We start from the raw sequence: 17,583 nt of genomic DNA on the forward strand, positions 1-17,583 counted from the left end.
CGCGCCCAGTGAGGACCACATGTCAGACGCCGTCCCGCCCGCCGACCTCCAGCCGTCCGGCCGCGAGCGCGTCCGAGCAGCGGCCGCCGCACTCGGTCTCGACGTGGAGCTGGTCGAGCGACCGCCCGCGCGCAGTCTCCACGAGGCTGCGGAGCTGCTCGGCATCGAGCCCGCGGACATCGTCAAGACGATCGTCGTGAAGCGTCGCAGCGGCGACTACCTCTTCGCCCTCGTGCCCGGCGGCCGCAAGATCTCCTGGCCGCCGTTCCGCACGCTGCTCGGTGTGAACAAGCTCGCGATGCCGGACGCGGCGACCGCGTTCCAGGCGACCGGCTACGAGCGGGGCACCATCACCGTCCTCGGTGCGAGCGCTCCACTCCCCGTCTACGCGGACGAGCGCATCCTCGAGCGCGGTGGGCGCATCTCGATCGGCGCCGGCGAGCACGGGTGGAGCGCCTTCGTCGACGCGGCGGAGTACCTCACCGCCATCGGCGCCGTCACCGCGGACCTCACCGAGCCGGAGGAGCCTCAGTCCTGAGCCGGCTCCGGCGGGAGCACGAGGCAACTGTCGCCCTCGCAGACGACGGCGTCGCCCCCGAGGAGTCGGAGCGCCGGCCGGACCGTCGCGGGCTGCTGATCATCGACGCTGCGCTCAGGGGACGTCGTCTCCGTGCTCACGCCTGCACCGGCTCGGTGCTCGCGCGTTCCGTCCAGACCTGCTCGAGGACCTGCGTGAACGCGGCCGCCTCCTGCGCCCCGGACACCCCGTAGGCGCCGTCGATGACGAAGAACGGGACGCCCTGGATGCCGTACCCCTGTGCCGTCGCCTGGTCCTCGCGGACCGCCTGCGTGTACTGGCCGGATTCCAGTGCCGAGACCACGGCGGACCGGTCGAGCCCCACCTCGACGGCGAGGTCGGCGAGGTCCTCGATGCGACCGACATGGCGGCCCTCGGTGAAGTAGGCCCGCAGGAGGCGCTCGGTCATCTCGAGCTGCTTCCCCTCCGCCTTGGCGAGGTGCAGCAGTTCGTGCGCCTTCACCGTGTTCGTGTGCTGGAGGATGCCGAAGTCGTATTCGAGACCGGCGTCCGAGGCGATCCCCGTCACCCGATCGAGCATCTGCTGCACCTGGTCGGCCGGCATGCCCTTGTGCTTCACGAGGAAGTCGATCTCGGTGCCGTCGAAGTCGACCGGGGTGTCGGGTGCCAGCTCGAAGGAGTGGTACTCGACCTCGACCTCGCGTCCGTCGCCGAGCTGCGCGAACTCCGCCGCACCCCGCTCGAACTTGCGCTTGCCGATGTAGCACCACGGGCAGGCGATGTCGGACCAGATGTCGATCTTGATGGGTTCACTCATGTCAGGGCCAACCACCGACACCCGTCGGTCATTCCCCCGAGGGCGCCGGGGCGTCTGGCACGTCGCGCGCGCCGCCGAAGCGGCGGTCACGTCCGGCGTACCGCTCGACGGCCTCCCAGAGCTGACGCCGCCCGAAGTCGGGCCAGAGGGTGTCGAGGAAGACCATCTCCGCGTAGGCCGACTGCCACAGCTGGAAGTTGCTGGTGCGCTGCTCCCCGGAGCTCCGGACGAAGAGGTCGACGTCCGGGAGGTCGGGCAGGTAGAGCCGACTCTGGACGAGACGCTCCGAGACGGCCGACGGCTTGATGCGGCCGGCGGCGACGTCGTCGGCGATGCTGCGGACCGCGTCGACGATCTCGTTGCGACCGCCGTAGTTGACGCACATGGTGAGCGTCAGGCGGTCGTTGTCGCGCGTCAGCTCCTCCGCCGTCTGAAGCTCCTTGATGACCGAGGTCCACAGCCGCGGCCGACGCCCCGACCAGCGCACGCGCACGCCCCACTCGTTCAGTTGGTCGCGCCGTCGATGGAGCACTTCGCGGTTGAACCCCATGAGGAAGCGGACCTCGTCGGGTGAGCGCTTCCAGTTCTCCGTCGAGAACGCGTACACCGACAGGTGCTTGATCCCGAGTTGCAGGGCACCGGCCACGACGTCGAGGAGTGCGGCCTCGCCCGCCTTGTGCCCTTCGACACGCGTGAGTCCGCGTCGGTTCGCCCACCGGCCGTTGCCGTCCATGACGATCGCGACGTGCGACGGCACCTCGCCCTTCGCGAACTCGGGCGGGACCTCCCCCGTCCAGTCGATCGGTTTGAACGGCACCGCGTCGCGGTGGGTGTATGGCTTCGGGGTCACCCGCGGCTCCGATCCTGTTCGAGGTGCGCGAGCGACCGCAGGCCGCGCTCCAGATGCCATTGCGCGTAGGCGGCGGTGAACCCGCTCGCCCGTGACGCCGTCTGCTCGGCGGCGGCCTCCGCGTACTCCCAGTCGCCGGAGAGCAGTGCTCCGAGGAGCGAGAGGGTGTCGGCGTCCAAGCGAGGGCTGCCCGAGGGCGCGCAGTCGTCGCAGACGACCCCGCCGAGCTGCACGACCACGTGGGAGTACTCGCCCTCCGTGCCGCACCTCGAGCAGGCGCCGAAGCTCGGTGCCCAACCGGCGAGCGAGAACGCCCGGAGCAGGTAGGAGTCGAGGGTGAGCCGCGGACCGTGCTCATGCTTCGAGAGCGACCGCAGGGCGCCGACGAGCAGCAGGTACTGCTGCAGGGAGCCCTCGGACTCCGTCAGGCGATCGGCCGTCTCGACCATCGCGCTGGCGGCGGTGTAGCTCCCGTAGTCGGCGCTGATCTCGGCGCCGTACGAACCGAGCGACTCGGCCTGGGTGATGGTGTCGAGGCTGCGGCCCTCGTAGAACTGGACGTCGGCGACCATGAACGGCTCGAGCCGGGACCCGAACTTGGAGCCGGTGCGACGGACACCCTTGGCGACCGCCCGGATCTTGCCCCTGCTGCGTGAGAGCATGGTGACGATGCGATCGGCCTCGCCGAGCTTGTGGGTCCGCAACACCACCACTTCGTCTCGATATACCGGCACGCATCGATTATCCCGCCTCGCACCGACAACGTGACCCGGGAACCGCCGTCGGGGATCGAAGGAGCGCCTGGAGAGATGAAGCCGTGAACGAGGTCCTCTTCGTCGTTCCGCTGTGGGTCGACCTCTCGGCGGTCGCCATCGGCGCCGTCCAGGGCGCGATGTTCGCGGCCAGATTCCAGGATCGTCAGCTCGACTGGCTCGGCGTCGCCATCATCGGCGTCGTCGTCGGACTCGGTGGCGGTCTCATCCGCGACATCCTCCTCGGACAGGTGCCGGCATCCCTCCAGAACAACTGGTACCTCCCCGTCGCCTCGGGAGCCGCCCTGCTCGGGATGTTCCTCCTGCGCACCATCACGAGGCTCGGGCCGGTCATCATCGGTCTCGACGCCCTGACGATCGGCATGTTCGGTGCGATCGGCTCCACCAAAGCCCTGGCAGCCGGCCTGCCGGTCATCCCGGCGATCTTCGTCGGAACCGTCTCAGCCGTCGGCGGATCGGTGCTCCGCGACGTCATGCTCGGCGTCCCCGTCGCCCTCATGCACGTCGGGTCGCTCTACGCCGTGGCGGCCGCGGTCGGCACCGCCCTCCTCGTCCTCGCCGTGACCTTCGGTGCGCCGCTCGGGATCGCGGCCATCGTCGGCGTCTCCTCGACCGCGGTGATCCGCCTCCTGGCGGTCCGGTTCGGGTGGACGTTGCCCGAGCAGCGCCAGATCGGCGGATGGCGGATCTGGCGCCGCTCGACGCGCGGCTGAGTCGTCTCAGTCGACCGCGAGTGCCGCGACAGGTGCGATCCGGGTCGCCCGACGGGACGGGGCGACCGAGGCCACAGCCGTGAGGAGTGCGGCGAGCACGACGATCACGGCGACGATGGCCCACGGGATGACCGGGAAGATCAGCCCGGGCGAACCGTTGATCGCGCCGAGCATCGACTGGGCGCCGGCCCAGCCGTAGAACGTCCCGAGGACGAGGCCGACGACGACGGCCGCGATGGTGAGCTGCGCCGCCTCGATCACGATCATGCGACGGATCTGCGCTGCGGAGAACCCCAGGGCGCGGAGCAGTCCGAGTTCGCGCGTGCGCTGCAGGACGCTGAGCGAGAGGTTGTTGACCATCCCGACCGCGGCGATGAGCGCGCTCAGTCCGATGAGCGCGGAGAAGACGCCGACGGTCGTCGCGACGACGGCCTGCGTCCCCTCGTAGAGTTCCGGCTCCATCGCTTGCGCGTTCATCACGAACTCCTGGAAGTTGGCCGCTGCGACCGCGAACATCGTCACGAGGGTCACGCCGATCACCAGACCGATCGTTGTTCGTGAACTGCGCTCCGGGTAGCGGACGGCGTTTTCGGCGGCGAGTCGGGCCGTCGCGGAGGTGCCGAACAGCCGGCCGACCAGCCGCAGTGCCGGCGGCATCACGAGGTGCGCACCGAGCACGAGGCCGGAGAAGGAGACGATCCCGCCGACGATGCCGATGAGCACGCCCAGCGGCGACACGAGCCCGACGCCGACACCGGCGAGCAGGAGCAGGACGCCGACCACGAAGAGACCGATCGCGACAGCGTTCCGGGCGGGCCTCGCGGTGGCTTCCTCCCGGCTCAATTCCTGCGATCCTCCGATCGCCTGCATCGGGGTGACCGTGAGGACGCGACGTGCGCCGATCCAGGACGCGAGCCAGGTGGTCAGGACGACTGCGACGACGGGCAAGAGGACGGCCGGTTCGATGATCGCGTACGGCAGCTCGGGCAGCACACCGGTCGCGACCCCGATCCGCACGAGCGCGAAGGTCGCCAGGAGCCCGACGAGCAGCCCGGCTCCCCCGCCGAGCAGGCCGACGACGACGCCCTCCTTCGCGACGGCGCAACGCTGCGACCGCGCCGTCGAACCGATCAGGCGGAGCAGCGCGATCGTCCTCGTCCGCCCGGCGACGATCGTCGCGAACGTGTTCGCCGTGACGATCGCACCGACGTAGACCGCCAACGAGACGAACACGGCGGCCGCGAGGATGAGCATGATCACCACGGTGCCGCTGGACCCCGTGACGTCGTCGGCCAGGATGAAGGTGGAGAGCACACTCGTGACCATGAGCAACAGGACGCCGAACGAGGCGCTGAGCGTCGCGACGAGGAGACTCGCGCGATGCTCGCGGGCCCGGGGCCCGAGATCGGCCCGGCTCATGCCGCACGCTCCATGCCGAGCATGAGCGCTGAGATCTGCTCAGCGGTCGATCGGGGACGGTCCTCGACGACCCGGCCGTCCGCGAGGAACACGATCCGGTCCGCGTAGCTCGCGGCGATCGGGTCGTGCGTCACCATCGCGATGCTCTGCCCGTATTCGGTGCTGGCCGCCGCCAGCAGGGCCAGGACGCTCCGCCCGGTGCGCGAGTCGAGGTTGCCGGTCGGTTCGTCCGCGAAGAGGAGCTCGGGTCGCGTCGCGAGGGCACGCGCGATCGCGACGCGCTGCTGCTGTCCGCCCGAGAGTTCGTGCGGGCGGTGCCCGAGTCGGGAGGCGAGTCCGAGCGTGCTCACGAGCACGTCGATCCAGCTCTGCTCCTCACCGGTCGGACGGCGGGCGTCGAGCTCGAAGGGCAGCCGGATGTTGGCCGCGACGTCGAGCGTCGGCACCAGGTTGAACGCCTGGAACACGAAGCCGACACGACGCCGACGGAGGATCGTGAGCTGCCCGTCGTCGAGGTCCGTGATGTCCTGGTCACCGAGGCGCACCCGGCCAGCTGTGGCCTGGTCGAGGCCGGCCATGATGTGCATGAGCGTCGACTTGCCCGAGCCGCTCGGGCCCATGATGGCGGTGAACCGGCCCCGCTCGATCTCGAGGTCGACGCCGTCGAGGGCGACGACCTGGTTGTCGGCGGGTCCGTAGCTCTTCCTGAGTCCGTGGACGCTGGCGACGACGGACGGCTGTGCTGAAGTGGTCATACTCCGAAGCTACGGAGTGAGGTGCCGGGTGCGCGTCGGGCGCACGAGCGACCCTGGTACATCCTGGGGATGATCCTCGATCACTCCGCGGGTGCGTGCTGGACCGCGGTCAGACCAAGCCGTGTTCGAAGGCGAACACGACGAGCTGGACCCGGTCGCGCACCTCGAGCTTCGCGAAGATCCGGCTGATGTGGGTCTTCACGGTCGCCTCGCTGAGGAACTCGGCAGCGGCGATCTCGGAGTTGCTCAGCCCGCGCGCCGCGAGGAGGAAGATCTCGCGCTCGCGCGCCGTGAGCTCGGCATACCGCTGCGGTGCGGCCGGAGCGGCCGGCGCCTGCTGGAAGTGTTCGAACAGCTCGCGGGTGGCCGACGCGGCGATGACCGCGTTCCCGGCATGGACGGTGCGGATCGCTGCGAGCAGGAACTCCGGCTCCGCGTCCTTGAGCAGGAACCCGCTCGCGCCGGCTCGGATGGCCGTCGCGGCCGCCTCGTCGAGGTCGAAGGTGGTCAGCACGACGATCCGAGGCCGCTCGCCCCCGCGCGCGTCCGCCTCAGCCAGGATCGTCTTCGTCGCCTCGATCCCGTCCATGACCGGCATGCGGACGTCCATGAGGATGACCTGCGGACGTGTCCGTGCGGCCAGCTCGACCGCTTGACGCCCGTCGGAGGCCTCGCCGACGACGCGGAGGTCCGGCTGCGAACCGATGAGCATGCGGATCCCGCCTCGGAACAGCGCCTGGTCGTCGACCAGCGCGATCGTGATCGCCCCCGCTGCCGTCGCATCACTCGGATCGGTCATCTCGTCACTCCCACCGTCGCGTACGGGATCGATGCGTAGACGGTGAAGAGACCGTCCACCAGGGTCGTCCCGAACCTGCCGCCTGCCAGCGTAGCGCGCTCGTTCATCCCGGCGAGTCCGTGCCCCGTGCCGGCCTTCGGCGGTTCGACCTTGGCCCGGTTGACGACCCAGAGCTGCAGCTCGGGTCCGGTCCAGTCGAGGTGGACGTCGATCGGCCCCCGATGGTCGCCGTGTCGGAGCGCGTTCGTGAGCGCTTCCTGGATGATCCGGTAGACGGCGAGCTGCGAACCGGTCGCCACCGGTCGTTCCTGACCGTGGCTCTGGACCACCACGTCCAGTCCGGCTCCTCGCAACTGCTCGTAGAGCCGGTCGAGGTCGGCCATGACCGGCTGCGGGCCCTCGGTCTGTTGGAATCGCAATTGCGCGAGCAACACCCGGACGTCGGCGAGGGCCTCGCGGGAGATGCTCGAGATCGTCCGCAACGCCTGGTCGGCCGAGTCCGGGTCTGCGGCCAGCGCATATCGGGCACCGTCGGCCTGCGCGATGACCACGGCGAGGGAGTGTGCCACCACGTCGTGCATGTCGCGCGCGATCCGGTTGCGCTCCTGCTCGACCGCGACGTCGCGCTCGGCCAGGAGCTGCGCCTGTCGGCTCTCGCGGGCGAGCCGCCAGGTGCGCATGAGGACACCTGCGGTCCAAGCGAGGCCGAAGAAGGCGGCGAACGCGAGGAACATGAACAGCCCGACCGTCACCTGCGCGACCGGTGTCAGGTCGTTCGCCAGACCGAAGGTGCTGATCTCAGCGGAGATGTTGGAGGTCCAGCTCGGGACGACGATCACATAGAACGCGATGAGCGCGGCTCCGACGAACGCGGAGGCGAAGGAGATCCAGCGCAGGGCCCGTCCGCCGTAACTCGCCGCCGCGTAGAGCACGACCGGGATCGCGAAGTTCGCGGGATCTGGTGCCAGGAGGAGCAGCATCTGCGCCAGCGCCGCGACCCAGGCGACGGCGAGGGAGATCCCGGGAGCCAGGCGGCGGAGGGCGAGCGCCACGCACATGCCGAGCAGGACGATGACGTACTGGGTCGGCCGAGCGGCGTATGCCGCGAACGTGACGAGGAACAGCACCGAGGGCAGCGCGATGTCGAGGGCCAGTTGGCCGGGTCGGAGCGAGCGGAGCATCCCCCAACCGTACGACCTGGCGGCCGGTCACCCCGTCCTCCCGCGGGAAGATCATCCTCCGGGTGTACACCGGAGGACAGCGCTGCGCCGGGCCGACCCGAAGGCCGACCCGGCGCAGCGGGATCGTCAGATGGAGGCCAGTTCCCGCGCCTCGACCTGCGTGCGCACGGCCCGGTTGACCGCCGAGACAACTGCCTTGAGCGAGGCCGTCGCGATGTCTCCGTCGATGCCGACGCCCCAGAGGCGCTGGTCGTTCACCTGGAGCTCGACGTAGGCGGCCGCCTCGGCGTCGCCTCCGGCGCTCAGCGTGTGCTCGACGTAGTCGTACAGCGTGACCTCGATGCCGCGCCCGGAGAGCAGGTTGAGGAAGGCCGCGATCGGTCCGTTGCCGGTCGAGGTGCGCTCCTCGACCTGCTCGCCGTCGCGAAGGGCGACCTCGAGGACCACGGTGCCGGTGAGGTCGCTCGACGTCTTCGTGGACTGCAGTTCGAACCGACCCCACTTCGCGTCCGCGACCGTTGCCGGAAGGTACTCGTCCTGGAAGATCGACCAGATCTGGCCGCTCGTCACCTCGCCACCCTCGGCGTCGGTCTTCGCCTGGACGACGCCGGAGAACTCGATCTGCAGGCGACGCGGCAGGTCGATCGCGTGATCGGTCTTGAGCAGGTAGGCGACGCCGCCCTTGCCCGACTGCGAGTTCACGCGGATGACCGCCTCGTAGCTGCGCCCGAGGTCCTGCGGATCGACCGGCAGGTACGGCACGGCCCACTCGAGGTCGGCGACGTCCTTGCCCTGCGAGACGGCGTCGACGGACATCGCCTCGAAGCCCTTCTTGATCGCGTCCTGGTGCGAACCGCTGAACGCCGTGAAGACGAGGTCGCCCGCCCACGGGCTCCGCTCGTGCACCGGCAGCTGGTTGCAGTGCTCGGCCGTCCGCTTGACCTCGTCGATGTCGCTGAAGTCGATCTGCGGGTCGACGCCCTGCGTGAACATGTTGATACCGAGCGCGACGAGGTCGACGTTGCCGGTGCGCTCACCGTTCCCGAAGAGGCACCCCTCGATCCGGTCTGCGCCGGCCAGGTAGCCGAGCTCGGCCGCCGCGATCGCGGTCCCGCGGTCGTTGTGCGGGTGCAGCGAGATGATGATGTTCTCGCGGTTGGCCAGGTTGCGGCTCATCCACTCGATCGAGTCCGCGTAGACGTTCGGCGAGGCCATCTCGACCGTCGACGGCAGGTTGATGATGACCTTGCGGTCGGGGGTCGCCTCGAGGACCTCGACCACCTGGTTGCAGATGTCGACGGCGAACTCGAGCTCGGTACCGGTGTAGCTCTCCGGCGAGTACTCGTAGTAGATCTGCGTCCCGGGGACGGTCGACTCCATCTCGCGACACTTCCGGGCGCCGTGGAGGGCGAGGTCGATGATGCCCTGCTTGTCGCTGCGGAACACGACGTCGCGCTGCAGGATGCTCGTCGAGTTGTACAGGTGCACGATCGCCTGCTTCGCGCCGCGCAGCGACTCGTAGGTGCGTTCGATGAGGTGGTCGCGTGCCTGGGTCAGCACCTGGATGGTGACGTCCTCGGGGATCGCACCCTCGTCGATGAGGCTGCGGACGAAGTCGAAGTCGGTCTGGCTCGCGCTCGGGAACCCGACCTCGATCTCCTTGTAGCCCATCTTCACGAGCAGGTCGAACATGATGCGCTTGCGCTCGGGGCTCATCGGGTCGATGAGGGCCTGGTTGCCGTCGCGGAGGTCGACGGCGCACCAGCGCGGGGCCTCGGTGATCCGACGGTCAGGCCACGTGCGATCGGGCAGCGAGACGTCGAACTGGTCCTGGTAGGCGCGGTAGCGATGGACCGGCATGCCTGATGGGGTCTGGGTGTTCTTCATGATCCTGGGATCTCCTCGTGGGATTGGGGGTGAGCCAATGACGAACTCCGCGACGAGGGAGGCCTGGAACTAGGACTCGTCGCGGCAGCTAAGGAGGAGCAGACCGGAGAACACGTCGTCAGCATAGCACTCCCCCGCGCGGCCGATCAGGTGACCAACGAGGCGAGGTCTCGCACGGACACGTCCGGGAGGTACGCGCGCCCGACCGCGATGCCGATCGCCGGCAGGGTCAGCGGGTCCGCGTAGCCGAGGACGAGCGGACGCTCCTCCGGCTGGAACTTCCCCTTGAAGGCGAGGAGCGAGCGGAACCCGTACACGGGCTCGAGCACGTTCCCGAGGTAGGTCAGGACCCGGTCGATCCCGTCCGTCTCCGGCTGCTCGGCGCTCCTCGAGCGCGCGAGCGGAGCTCCGGAGAGGCTCATCTCCTCGATGCCGTCCTCCTTGAACCGCGCGGCGGCCTCGGCGATGAGGAACTCCATGACGCCGTTCATGCCGTCCGTCCGACGCCGCATGAAGTCGAGGGTCCAACCGACCAGCTCACCGTCGCGTCGGACCGGGAGCCAGCTCGTGACACCGTGCAGCCGTCCTTGCTCGTCGACCGCGAGCAGGAGCCGGACCTCCTCGTCGACGAGCTCGTCGATCCCACCGAGGGTGAACCCCATCTCGGGCAGCTTCCGCTCGGCGACCCACTCCTCGGAGATCTCGGCGATCTGCGCCGCGAGCCCGACGCCGAGCGCCCCGTAGGTCGACCAGACAGCGGTGATCCCCGCACGATCGGCTCGGTTCACGGAGGATCTGATGTCCTGCCAGCGCTTGCCGACCATGCTCCAGCCCTGCGGGTGCAGGACCGTCTCCTCGGCGACCTGCACGGTGCGCCAACCGATCCGGTGGAGCGCTCCTGCGGTCTGCTCGTCCACGCTGTACAACGCCACCGTCAGGCCCGAGTCCTCACAGTGCTCGATGAACCGCTCGAGCACCCCCTGCTCGTGGCGGTGCATCCCGAAGAATCCGCCCGTGGTGACCGCGACCCCGGCGACGATCCGATAGGCGATGCCAGCGTTGCGCTCCGGGTCGAACCAGGTGAGGTTGCCCGGCCAGGTGGCCATGTGCCCGATGGAGTCGCTGCCCTCGGCCAGGAGCTCGCGCAGGCGGCGCTCGTCGGCCGGCGCGATGGCGTTCGCGACCCGGCTCAGCGGCCAGACCGCGCCGAGCAGGATGATGCTCCACCAGACGGGTCCGACGGCGTGGAACACCACGCCGGTGAGCGGCGCGACCGGCACGAAGCCCGGGAGGACGTTCCGCAGGTACGCGGCGGGGACGAAACGCTCCGGCGCCGCACGGAGGACCTCCCACACGTCGGGCCTCGGCGAGAATCCTCCGGGTTGCAGCAGGGCGACGACGACGAAGAGCGCGGCGAGCACGACCCACGACGCGCCGACCAGGGCGAGATACCCCCAGGCGCTGCGTCGGGTGGCCCGCACGGGGAACCCACGACGGAGCACGACCAGGAGCGCCGCCACGACGAGCGGCAGCAGGATCGCCGCCCACAGTGCTATCGCGATCTCGACGGACCGCTGCTGCGCACCGTGCCCCGTCCCGAGCAACGACGAGGGGTGTCCCGTCGGGTGGAGTCGCACCCCAGCCCCGAGTGACAGCGCACTCAGGACGGCGAAGGACACCATGATCGCCGTGGCGAACCAGACCGCGAACCGTCTGCCGCGGAGCAGGCCCCACGCTGCGAAGAGCAGGGCGATCATGGGGACCACCGACAGGAGCACCGCTCCGAAGCCGTCGACGCGCACCAGCGTGAGGTCGCGCAGGCACTGTGCTGACACGCCGACCGTGCGGCATTGCCCGATGACCCGTCCGGCGTCCGGGATGTTCTGTTCGAGCAGGAGCACGAGCGGCGCGAGCGGACCGAGGTGCCGGCCGGACAGGAAGGTGATGAGCGGTCCGACTCCCATCATCGCGACGACGGACGCCAGGAGCACCCGGGTCTCGTGGTGCGAGCTCCGCACGCGTCGCACCGACGGGGTGACCCCGGCGAGCACGATCCCGAACAGGACGCCGACCAGCGCTGCGAACAGTCGTGCGAGATCCTGCGGAAGGCCCGAGTACAGCAGCACGATCAGGGCACCGACGACGACGAACGCGCGGATCCGTCGACGCCAGAGCGGCCCGTGGAACGCACTCGACGCGGCGAGGGCGCCGAGCGCGCCGGCCACCGGGTCGAATGCCACGATGCGGGCGACCTCGCCGCTCCAGAACTCGCCGCCGAGCGTGCCGAGGAGTTGGAGCCCGATGGCGAGCGCGTTCCCGGCGACAGCGGTCACCAGCACAGCCAGGAGCGTCTTGGCCGCACCGAACCGTCGCTCGGCGAGCACCAGTGCGGGGACGCCGATCAGCAGGAAGGCGAGGAGCCCGAGCACCCCGTCGGTTCCCAGGGCGCCGGTCAGGAGCGCCCACCAGTGTCCGTCGACTACGACCTGCTCGTACCCCACGCCGGCCGCCTCACGGATCGCCGACCGCCAGGCGGGCGTCGCCACCGGCGGCGTGCGCCAGACGAACGCACTGACCACGAGCACCAGCGCCGTGATCCCGATGCTCATCGGCACCGACCGGATCACGCCGGTCACGAGTCGACCGAACGGCGTCGCCCTCCCCACGCGCATCAGGCGAGCCCGAATCGTGCGGCGATCACGGGTAGCGCTCGCTCGAACACCGTGTGGACGGTGTGCCAGTCGTGCGCCGTCCCGTCGGAGACGAAGGTCGTCGTCCGCATGCCGGCAGCCGAGGCCATCGCGGCGACCCGCCGGACGCCGGGACCGTAGCGGCTGTCGTCGCTGCCGTAGCCGAAGACGCCGACGGTGTCCGCGTACGGGGTGTGCGCGGCGAGGATCGCGGAGGGGGCCGCGGCCTCGTACGCCGTCGCCGACCCGCCGAAGCCCTGTGCGATCGTCGTCGGTCCGATGGACGGGACGACCTCCCCCGAGATGTCGAGGATGCCGCCGTAGCGTTCGGGGTGCGCGGCGCCGAGCTGGATGGAACAGGTCCCTCCCTGCGAGAACCCGGCGATGAACCAGTCCGTCCGCGATGCGGACACCGGGAGGTGCGCCGAGATCCACGCGGGGACGTCGACCGTGAGGTACGTCGCCGAGTTGCCGAGCGGCCCGTCGACGCACATCGGGTTGCGGTCGGGAGCGCCGAGCTGGTCGGGCACGACCACGATCGGTGCGAGACCCGCATGCGAGGCGGCGAAGCGGTCGAGGATCCCGGCGATCCCAGCCGACGCGAACAGGTCGGCAGGCTCTCCCGGCTGACCGCTGAACGCCTCGATGACCGGCAGTGCCGGCGGGTGTGCGGCCAGGGCGGCCGGTGGCAGGTAGACGAGCGCGTCCCGGTGGGCGAACCCGGAGGTCGTCGCCGGGATGTCCACGTGTTCGACCCGCCCGCCGCTCGGCAGATCGGCGGGTCGCTGCCACGTCGTCGTCGTCCCCCGGGCGGCAGGCAGGGCCGAGAACGACTGGTACGGGCTGATCCCCAGCGCCGCCCGCACCGTCGCGAACTCACCGAAGTCCTGGTTCACGCCGACCGCCCCGATGAGCAGGAAGACCGGGACCGCGAGGCTTGCCACGACGACCCGCCACGCCCGGGTCCGCACGATCGCGGCGATCGCGAGGGCGGCACCGGCGAACCCGACCGCCGCCCACGCACGGGTGACCGGCGTCAGTTCGATCCCGAAGACGTCGAACACGTCACCGAGCAACCAGGCCGTGGCATAGGCGAGGAGCGCCCCACCGCTCGCCACGAGCAGCATCGTCAGCCAGCCGCGAACCGTTCGGCGCCCGGTCAACAGGAGGATCGCCAGAAGGACGGCGGCACCGCCGACCCAGACGAGGAGCTCCGGACGATCCAGCCTGATGGCCAGCAACCAGTCGAACACTCGGACTCCTTCTCGCGACCCCGAGGACCAGTATGTCCGCGCGCTCGCGCGCCTGTCGGCCAGACGAAGGGTTCCACAGCGGGCCCAAAGCAGACACGCAAGTCACGTTCAGGTAACGGAGACCACCCGCACTGATCCGCACGGGCCCACGGCGCCGACGGTCGACCGGATCCGGGTCAGAATCCCAGGCGACCGAGCAGTTTCGGGTCGCGCTGCCAGTCCTTCGCGACCTTGACGCGGATGGAGAGGAAGACCCGCGATCCGACGAGCGGCTCGATCCCGGCACGGGCCCGGGCTCCGACGTCGCGGAGTCTGGAGCCGCCCTTGCCGATGATGATCGCCTTCTGACTGTCGCGCTCCACGAACACGTTCGCGTAGATGTCGAGCAGGTCGGTCCCCTCGCGCGGGATCATGTCGTCGATGGTCACCGCGAGCGAGTGGGGCAGCTCGTCCTGGACGCCCTCGAGCGCGGCCTCACGGATGAGCTCGGACACGCGGTCGACGACGGTCTCGTCGGTGGTGGCCTCGGTCGGGTAGAGGCGTTCCGAGAGCGGCATGAGCTTCGTCACCTCGGTGACGAGGATGTCGAGCTGATCGTCGGTCACCGCGGACAGCGGGATGACCGCGTCCCAGTCCCGGAGCTCCGAGATCGCGAGCAACTGCTCGGCGATCGTCGTCCGGCTGGCGGTGTCGGTCTTCGTGACGATCGCCACCTTCTTGGCGCGCGGGAAGCCGTCGAGCGACTCGTTGATGAAGCGGTCGCCGGGGCCGAGCTTCTCGTTGGCGGGGATGCAGAACCCGATGACGTCGACGTCGGAGAGGGTGGACTGCACGAGGTCGTTCAACCGCTGGCCGAGCAGGGTGCGCGGGCGGTGGATGCCGGGGGTGTCGACGACGATGAGCTGGCCGTGGTCGCGGTGCACGACCCCGCGGATCGCGCGACGCGTGGTCTGCGGCTTCGAGCTCGTGATCGCGACCTTCTCGCCGACCAGGGCGTTGGTCAGCGTGGACTTGCCGACGTTCGGACGCCCGACGAAGGACACGAACCCCGCTCGGAAGTCGGACGGAGGGGTGGTGTCGTTCATGGGTGCTCCCGGTGGTCGGTGGACGCCTGCTGGGCGTCCTGCAGCTGGTCGTCGCGCTGGGCGATGACGGTGAGGATGCGTCCCCGCCGCCCCTCGACGCGCTCGGCGGTGAGTTCGAGGCCGTTGGTCGACACCGTCGATCCGACGACGGGCAGCCGACCGAGGGCTTTCGCGAGGAGGCCGCCGACGGAGTCGACGTCGTCGTCGTCGAGTTCGAGGCCGAACAACTCCCCCAGCTCGTCGACGGGGAGACGCGCATCGACCCGGAACCGTCCGTCGTGCAGGTCGGTGATCTCGGGGGTGTCGGTGTCGTACTCGTCGGAGATGTCGCCGACGAGTTCCTCGATGAGGTCCTCGAGGGTGACGAGACCGGAGATGCCGCCGTACTCGTCGACGACCATCGCGATGTGGTTGGACTCCTTCTGCATCTGCTGCAGAAGCGAATCGGCCTTCTTGGACTCGGGTACGAAGCTCGCCGGCCGCAGGAGCGGCTCGATCGAGCCCACCTCGGTGACGCCGTCGCCACCGAACATCGCTCGCACCAGGTCCTTCAGGTACAGGATGCCGACCAGGTCGTCGATGTCGCCGTCGCTGACGGGCGCCCTCGAGATCCCCGTCTCCAGGAACACCTCGAGCGCCTCGCGGACGCTGAGATCGCGCTGCAGACTCACGAGGTCGGTGCGCGGGATCATCACCTCGCGGACGAGCGTCTCGTTGAACTCGAAGATCGAGTGGATGAGCTCGCGGTCGTCCTCCTCGAGGACCGAGTGCGCGGCGGCCTCGTCGACCATGCTCAGCAGTTGTTCCTCCGAGGTGAAGGAGACCGAACGGGGCAGCCCCGGGGTCACCCGGTTGCCCAGGGAGACGAGGACGTTCGCGACCGGGCCGAGGACCACGCGTGCGGCACGGATGGCGGGGGCACTGAAGCGCAGCACTCCGCTCGCGTGGGTCCGTCCGACGCCTCGCGGGCTCGCACCGACGAGCACGAAGGAGGTGCCGGTCATGATGACGACCGCGAGGACGAGGACGACCCACAACTCGTCGATCGACGAGGCAAGTGCGAGGGTGACGAGGACGGCGGCCGTGGTCTCGGCCAGGATCCGGATGAAGTTGATCGCGTTGACGTGCGCACCCGGATCGGCTGCGATGGCGCGGAGCGCGGATCCCGAGCGGGCGCCCTCTGCCAGGTCGAGGATGTCCGCGCCCGACTGGACGCCGATCGCGGCGTCGGCTGCGGCCATGAGACCCGCGAACGCGACGAGCAGGAACGCGACGATGACGAAGACGGCGACGAGGGACATCAGCTGGTGCGTCGTCTCTCCTGGAGCGCGAACGCGAGGAGGATGTCCCGCTGGATGCCGAACATCTCCTTCTCCTCGTCGGGCTCCGCGTGGTCGTACCCGAGCAGGTGGAGCACACCGTGGCAGGTGAGGAGCTGGAGCTCGTCCATCGTCGAGTGCTTCGCGGCGGCCGCCTGCGTCTCGGCGACCTGCGGGCAGAGCACGATGTCGCCGAGCAGCCCGGGCGGCGTCGGGTTCTCCTCGGTGCCGGGACGGAGCTCGTCCATCGGGAAGCTCAGGACGTCCGTCGGTCCGGGCTCGTCCATCCACTGGACGTGCAACTGCTCCATGGCGCCCTCGTCGACCAGGACGATGGCGAGCTCGGCATCGGGGCTCACGTGCATCGCGTCGAGCGCGAACGACGCCAGGGCGAGGATGCGCGATTCGTCGACGGCGACGCCGGACTCGTTGTTGATCTCGATGGTCATGAGCGTCCTCGCTTCGGCTGGTGGTCTCTGGCTGCGCCGCGACGCTCGGCACGGTTGGCGAACTCGGCGGCCTGCTCGCGTTCGAACCGCTGCGCCTGTCGGACGGCGTCGTACTCGCCGTAGGCGTCGACGATCCGACCGACGAGGGTGTGGCGGACGACGTCCTCGCTCGTGAGGTGGGCGAAGTGGATGTCGTCGACGTCCTTGAGCACGCGGGTGACGAGCCGCAAGCCGGACGCACCGGTGGGCAGGTCGATCTGCGTGACGTCGCCGGTCACGACGATCTTGGACCCGAACCCGAGCCGGGTGAGGAACATCTTCATCTGCTCGGGCGTGGTGTTCTGCGCCTCGTCGAGGACGATGAACGAGTCGTTGAGGGTCCGGCCACGCATGTAGGCGAGCGGTGCGACCTCGATCGTCCCGGCCGCGAGGAGCTTCGGGACGATCTCCGGGTCCATCATCTCGTTGAGCGCGTCGTAGAGCGGACGCAGATACGGGTCGATCTTGTCCGTCAACGTGCCCGGGAGGTACCCGAGTCGCTCGCCGGCCTCGACGGCCGGGCGCGTCAGGATGATCCGGTTGACCTCCTTGCGCTGCAGAGCCTGCACCGCCTTCGCCATCGCGAGGTACGTCTTGCCGGTACCAGCGGGGCCGATGCCGAACACGATCGTGTTCTCGTCGATCGCGTCCACGTACGCCCGCTGCCCGACGGTCTTCGCCTTGATCGTCTTGCCACGCGAGGTGAGGATGACCTGCCCGAGCACCTCCGACGGGGAGGCCGAGCCGTCCTGCCCGAGCATGCGGGCGGAGGTGCTGACCTCCGCCGGCCCCGGGTCGTGTCCTTCTCGGACCATGGTGATGAGTTCCTCTACGAGTCGTCTGGCGGCGTCGGCCTGCGGCGCCGGGCCGGTGATGGTGATCTCATTGCCGCGCACGTGCACCGAGACACCGGGGTGTTCACGCTCGACGGTCGTCAGGAGGCGGTCCTGTGGGCCGAGGAGACGGACCATGGCGAGCCCGTCCACCAGGAGGACGTGCTCGACCTCATCCGTCCG

At 69.6% G+C, this 17,583-nt stretch carries 17 protein-coding genes; 2 read left to right on the forward strand and 15 right to left on the reverse strand.

Annotated features, from left to right (window positions below):
• The first annotated feature begins 19 nt into the window (after positions 1-19).
• On the forward strand, positions 20-538 hold the full coding sequence (locus ACZZZB_RS01120) for an aminoacyl-tRNA deacylase (RefSeq protein WP_192018049.1): 519 nt from the start codon (positions 20-22) through the stop codon (positions 536-538).
• Here the strand turns inward: ACZZZB_RS01120 and ACZZZB_RS01125 are convergent.
• The 4 genes from ACZZZB_RS01125 to recO are packed head-to-tail and all read right to left on the reverse strand — an operon-like array spanning position 529 to position 2,939.
• The gene (locus tag ACZZZB_RS01125; RefSeq protein WP_192005047.1) at positions 529-678 is read right to left on the reverse strand and encodes a hypothetical protein; all 150 of its coding nucleotides are present in this window, start codon (positions 676-678) and stop codon (positions 529-531) included. The two genes, ACZZZB_RS01120 and ACZZZB_RS01125, sit on opposite strands and share 10 nt — an antisense overlap.
• On the reverse strand, positions 675-1,355 hold the full coding sequence (locus ACZZZB_RS01130) for a DsbA family oxidoreductase (protein WP_085510728.1): 681 nt from the start codon (positions 1,353-1,355) through the stop codon (positions 675-677). The genes ACZZZB_RS01125 and ACZZZB_RS01130 overlap by 4 nt, the downstream gene beginning before the upstream one ends.
• Positions 1,356-1,383: 28 nt before the next feature.
• Positions 1,384-2,205 (reverse strand): isoprenyl transferase, encoded by an 822-nt coding sequence (locus ACZZZB_RS01135; protein ID WP_124769218.1) that lies wholly within the window; start codon positions 2,203-2,205, stop codon positions 1,384-1,386.
• The gene (gene recO, locus ACZZZB_RS01140) at positions 2,202-2,939 is read right to left on the reverse strand and encodes a DNA repair protein RecO (protein WP_064293640.1); all 738 of its coding nucleotides are present in this window, start codon (positions 2,937-2,939) and stop codon (positions 2,202-2,204) included. Before recO ends, ACZZZB_RS01135 begins: the two co-directional genes overlap by 4 nt.
• An 83-nt stretch (positions 2,940-3,022) precedes the next feature.
• Between recO and ACZZZB_RS01145 the strand changes: the two genes are divergently transcribed.
• A complete protein-coding gene (locus tag ACZZZB_RS01145; RefSeq protein WP_079705760.1) occupies positions 3,023-3,691 on the forward strand; it encodes a trimeric intracellular cation channel family protein in 669 nt (222 codons plus the stop codon).
• A 6-nt stretch (positions 3,692-3,697) separates the two neighbouring features.
• Here the strand turns inward: ACZZZB_RS01145 and ACZZZB_RS01150 are convergent, their stop codons facing one another.
• From ACZZZB_RS01150 to ACZZZB_RS01200, 11 genes are all read right to left on the reverse strand, one after another.
• Positions 3,698-5,110: an ABC transporter permease gene (locus tag ACZZZB_RS01150; protein WP_463528793.1), complete on the reverse strand. Its 1,413-nt coding sequence runs from the start codon at positions 5,108-5,110 to the stop codon at positions 3,698-3,700.
• Entirely contained in the window at positions 5,107-5,865 is a 759-nt protein-coding gene (locus ACZZZB_RS01155) for an ABC transporter ATP-binding protein (RefSeq protein ID WP_079705758.1), read from the reverse strand. Before ACZZZB_RS01155 ends, ACZZZB_RS01150 begins: the two co-directional genes overlap by 4 nt.
• A 109-nt stretch (positions 5,866-5,974) precedes the next feature.
• Entirely contained in the window at positions 5,975-6,664 is a 690-nt protein-coding gene (locus ACZZZB_RS01160; RefSeq protein WP_079705757.1) for a response regulator, read from the reverse strand.
• Positions 6,661-7,845 (reverse strand): sensor histidine kinase, encoded by a 1,185-nt coding sequence (locus tag ACZZZB_RS01165; protein ID WP_191940953.1) that lies wholly within the window; start codon positions 7,843-7,845, stop codon positions 6,661-6,663. The genes ACZZZB_RS01160 and ACZZZB_RS01165 overlap by 4 nt, the downstream gene beginning before the upstream one ends.
• Before the next feature lie 126 nt (positions 7,846-7,971).
• On the reverse strand, positions 7,972-9,732 hold the full coding sequence (leuA, locus tag ACZZZB_RS01170) for a 2-isopropylmalate synthase (protein WP_086473476.1): 1,761 nt from the start codon (positions 9,730-9,732) through the stop codon (positions 7,972-7,974).
• A gap of 146 nt (positions 9,733-9,878) precedes the next feature.
• The gene (locus tag ACZZZB_RS01175; RefSeq protein ID WP_463528794.1) at positions 9,879-12,368 is read right to left on the reverse strand and encodes a bifunctional lysylphosphatidylglycerol flippase/synthetase MprF; all 2,490 of its coding nucleotides are present in this window, start codon (positions 12,366-12,368) and stop codon (positions 9,879-9,881) included.
• Positions 12,369-12,403: 35 nt separating this feature from the next.
• On the reverse strand, positions 12,404-13,675 hold the full coding sequence (locus tag ACZZZB_RS01180; protein ID WP_463528795.1) for an alpha/beta hydrolase: 1,272 nt from the start codon (positions 13,673-13,675) through the stop codon (positions 12,404-12,406).
• Between the two features lie 176 nt (positions 13,676-13,851).
• A complete protein-coding gene (gene era / locus ACZZZB_RS01185; RefSeq protein WP_086473479.1) occupies positions 13,852-14,760 on the reverse strand; it encodes a GTPase Era in 909 nt (302 codons plus the stop codon).
• The gene (locus tag ACZZZB_RS01190) at positions 14,757-16,061 is read right to left on the reverse strand and encodes a hemolysin family protein (protein WP_194644488.1); all 1,305 of its coding nucleotides are present in this window, start codon (positions 16,059-16,061) and stop codon (positions 14,757-14,759) included. Before ACZZZB_RS01190 ends, era begins: the two co-directional genes overlap by 4 nt.
• Positions 16,061-16,528: an rRNA maturation RNase YbeY gene (gene ybeY / locus ACZZZB_RS01195; protein WP_079705750.1), complete on the reverse strand. Its 468-nt coding sequence runs from the start codon at positions 16,526-16,528 to the stop codon at positions 16,061-16,063. The genes ACZZZB_RS01190 and ybeY overlap by 1 nt, the downstream gene beginning before the upstream one ends.
• On the reverse strand, positions 16,525-17,538 hold the full coding sequence (locus ACZZZB_RS01200) for a PhoH family protein (protein WP_228498304.1): 1,014 nt from the start codon (positions 17,536-17,538) through the stop codon (positions 16,525-16,527). The genes ybeY and ACZZZB_RS01200 overlap by 4 nt, the downstream gene beginning before the upstream one ends.
• Between the last annotated feature and the right edge of the window lie 45 nt (positions 17,539-17,583).

This window comes from Plantibacter sp. AC185 (assembly GCF_979258065.1).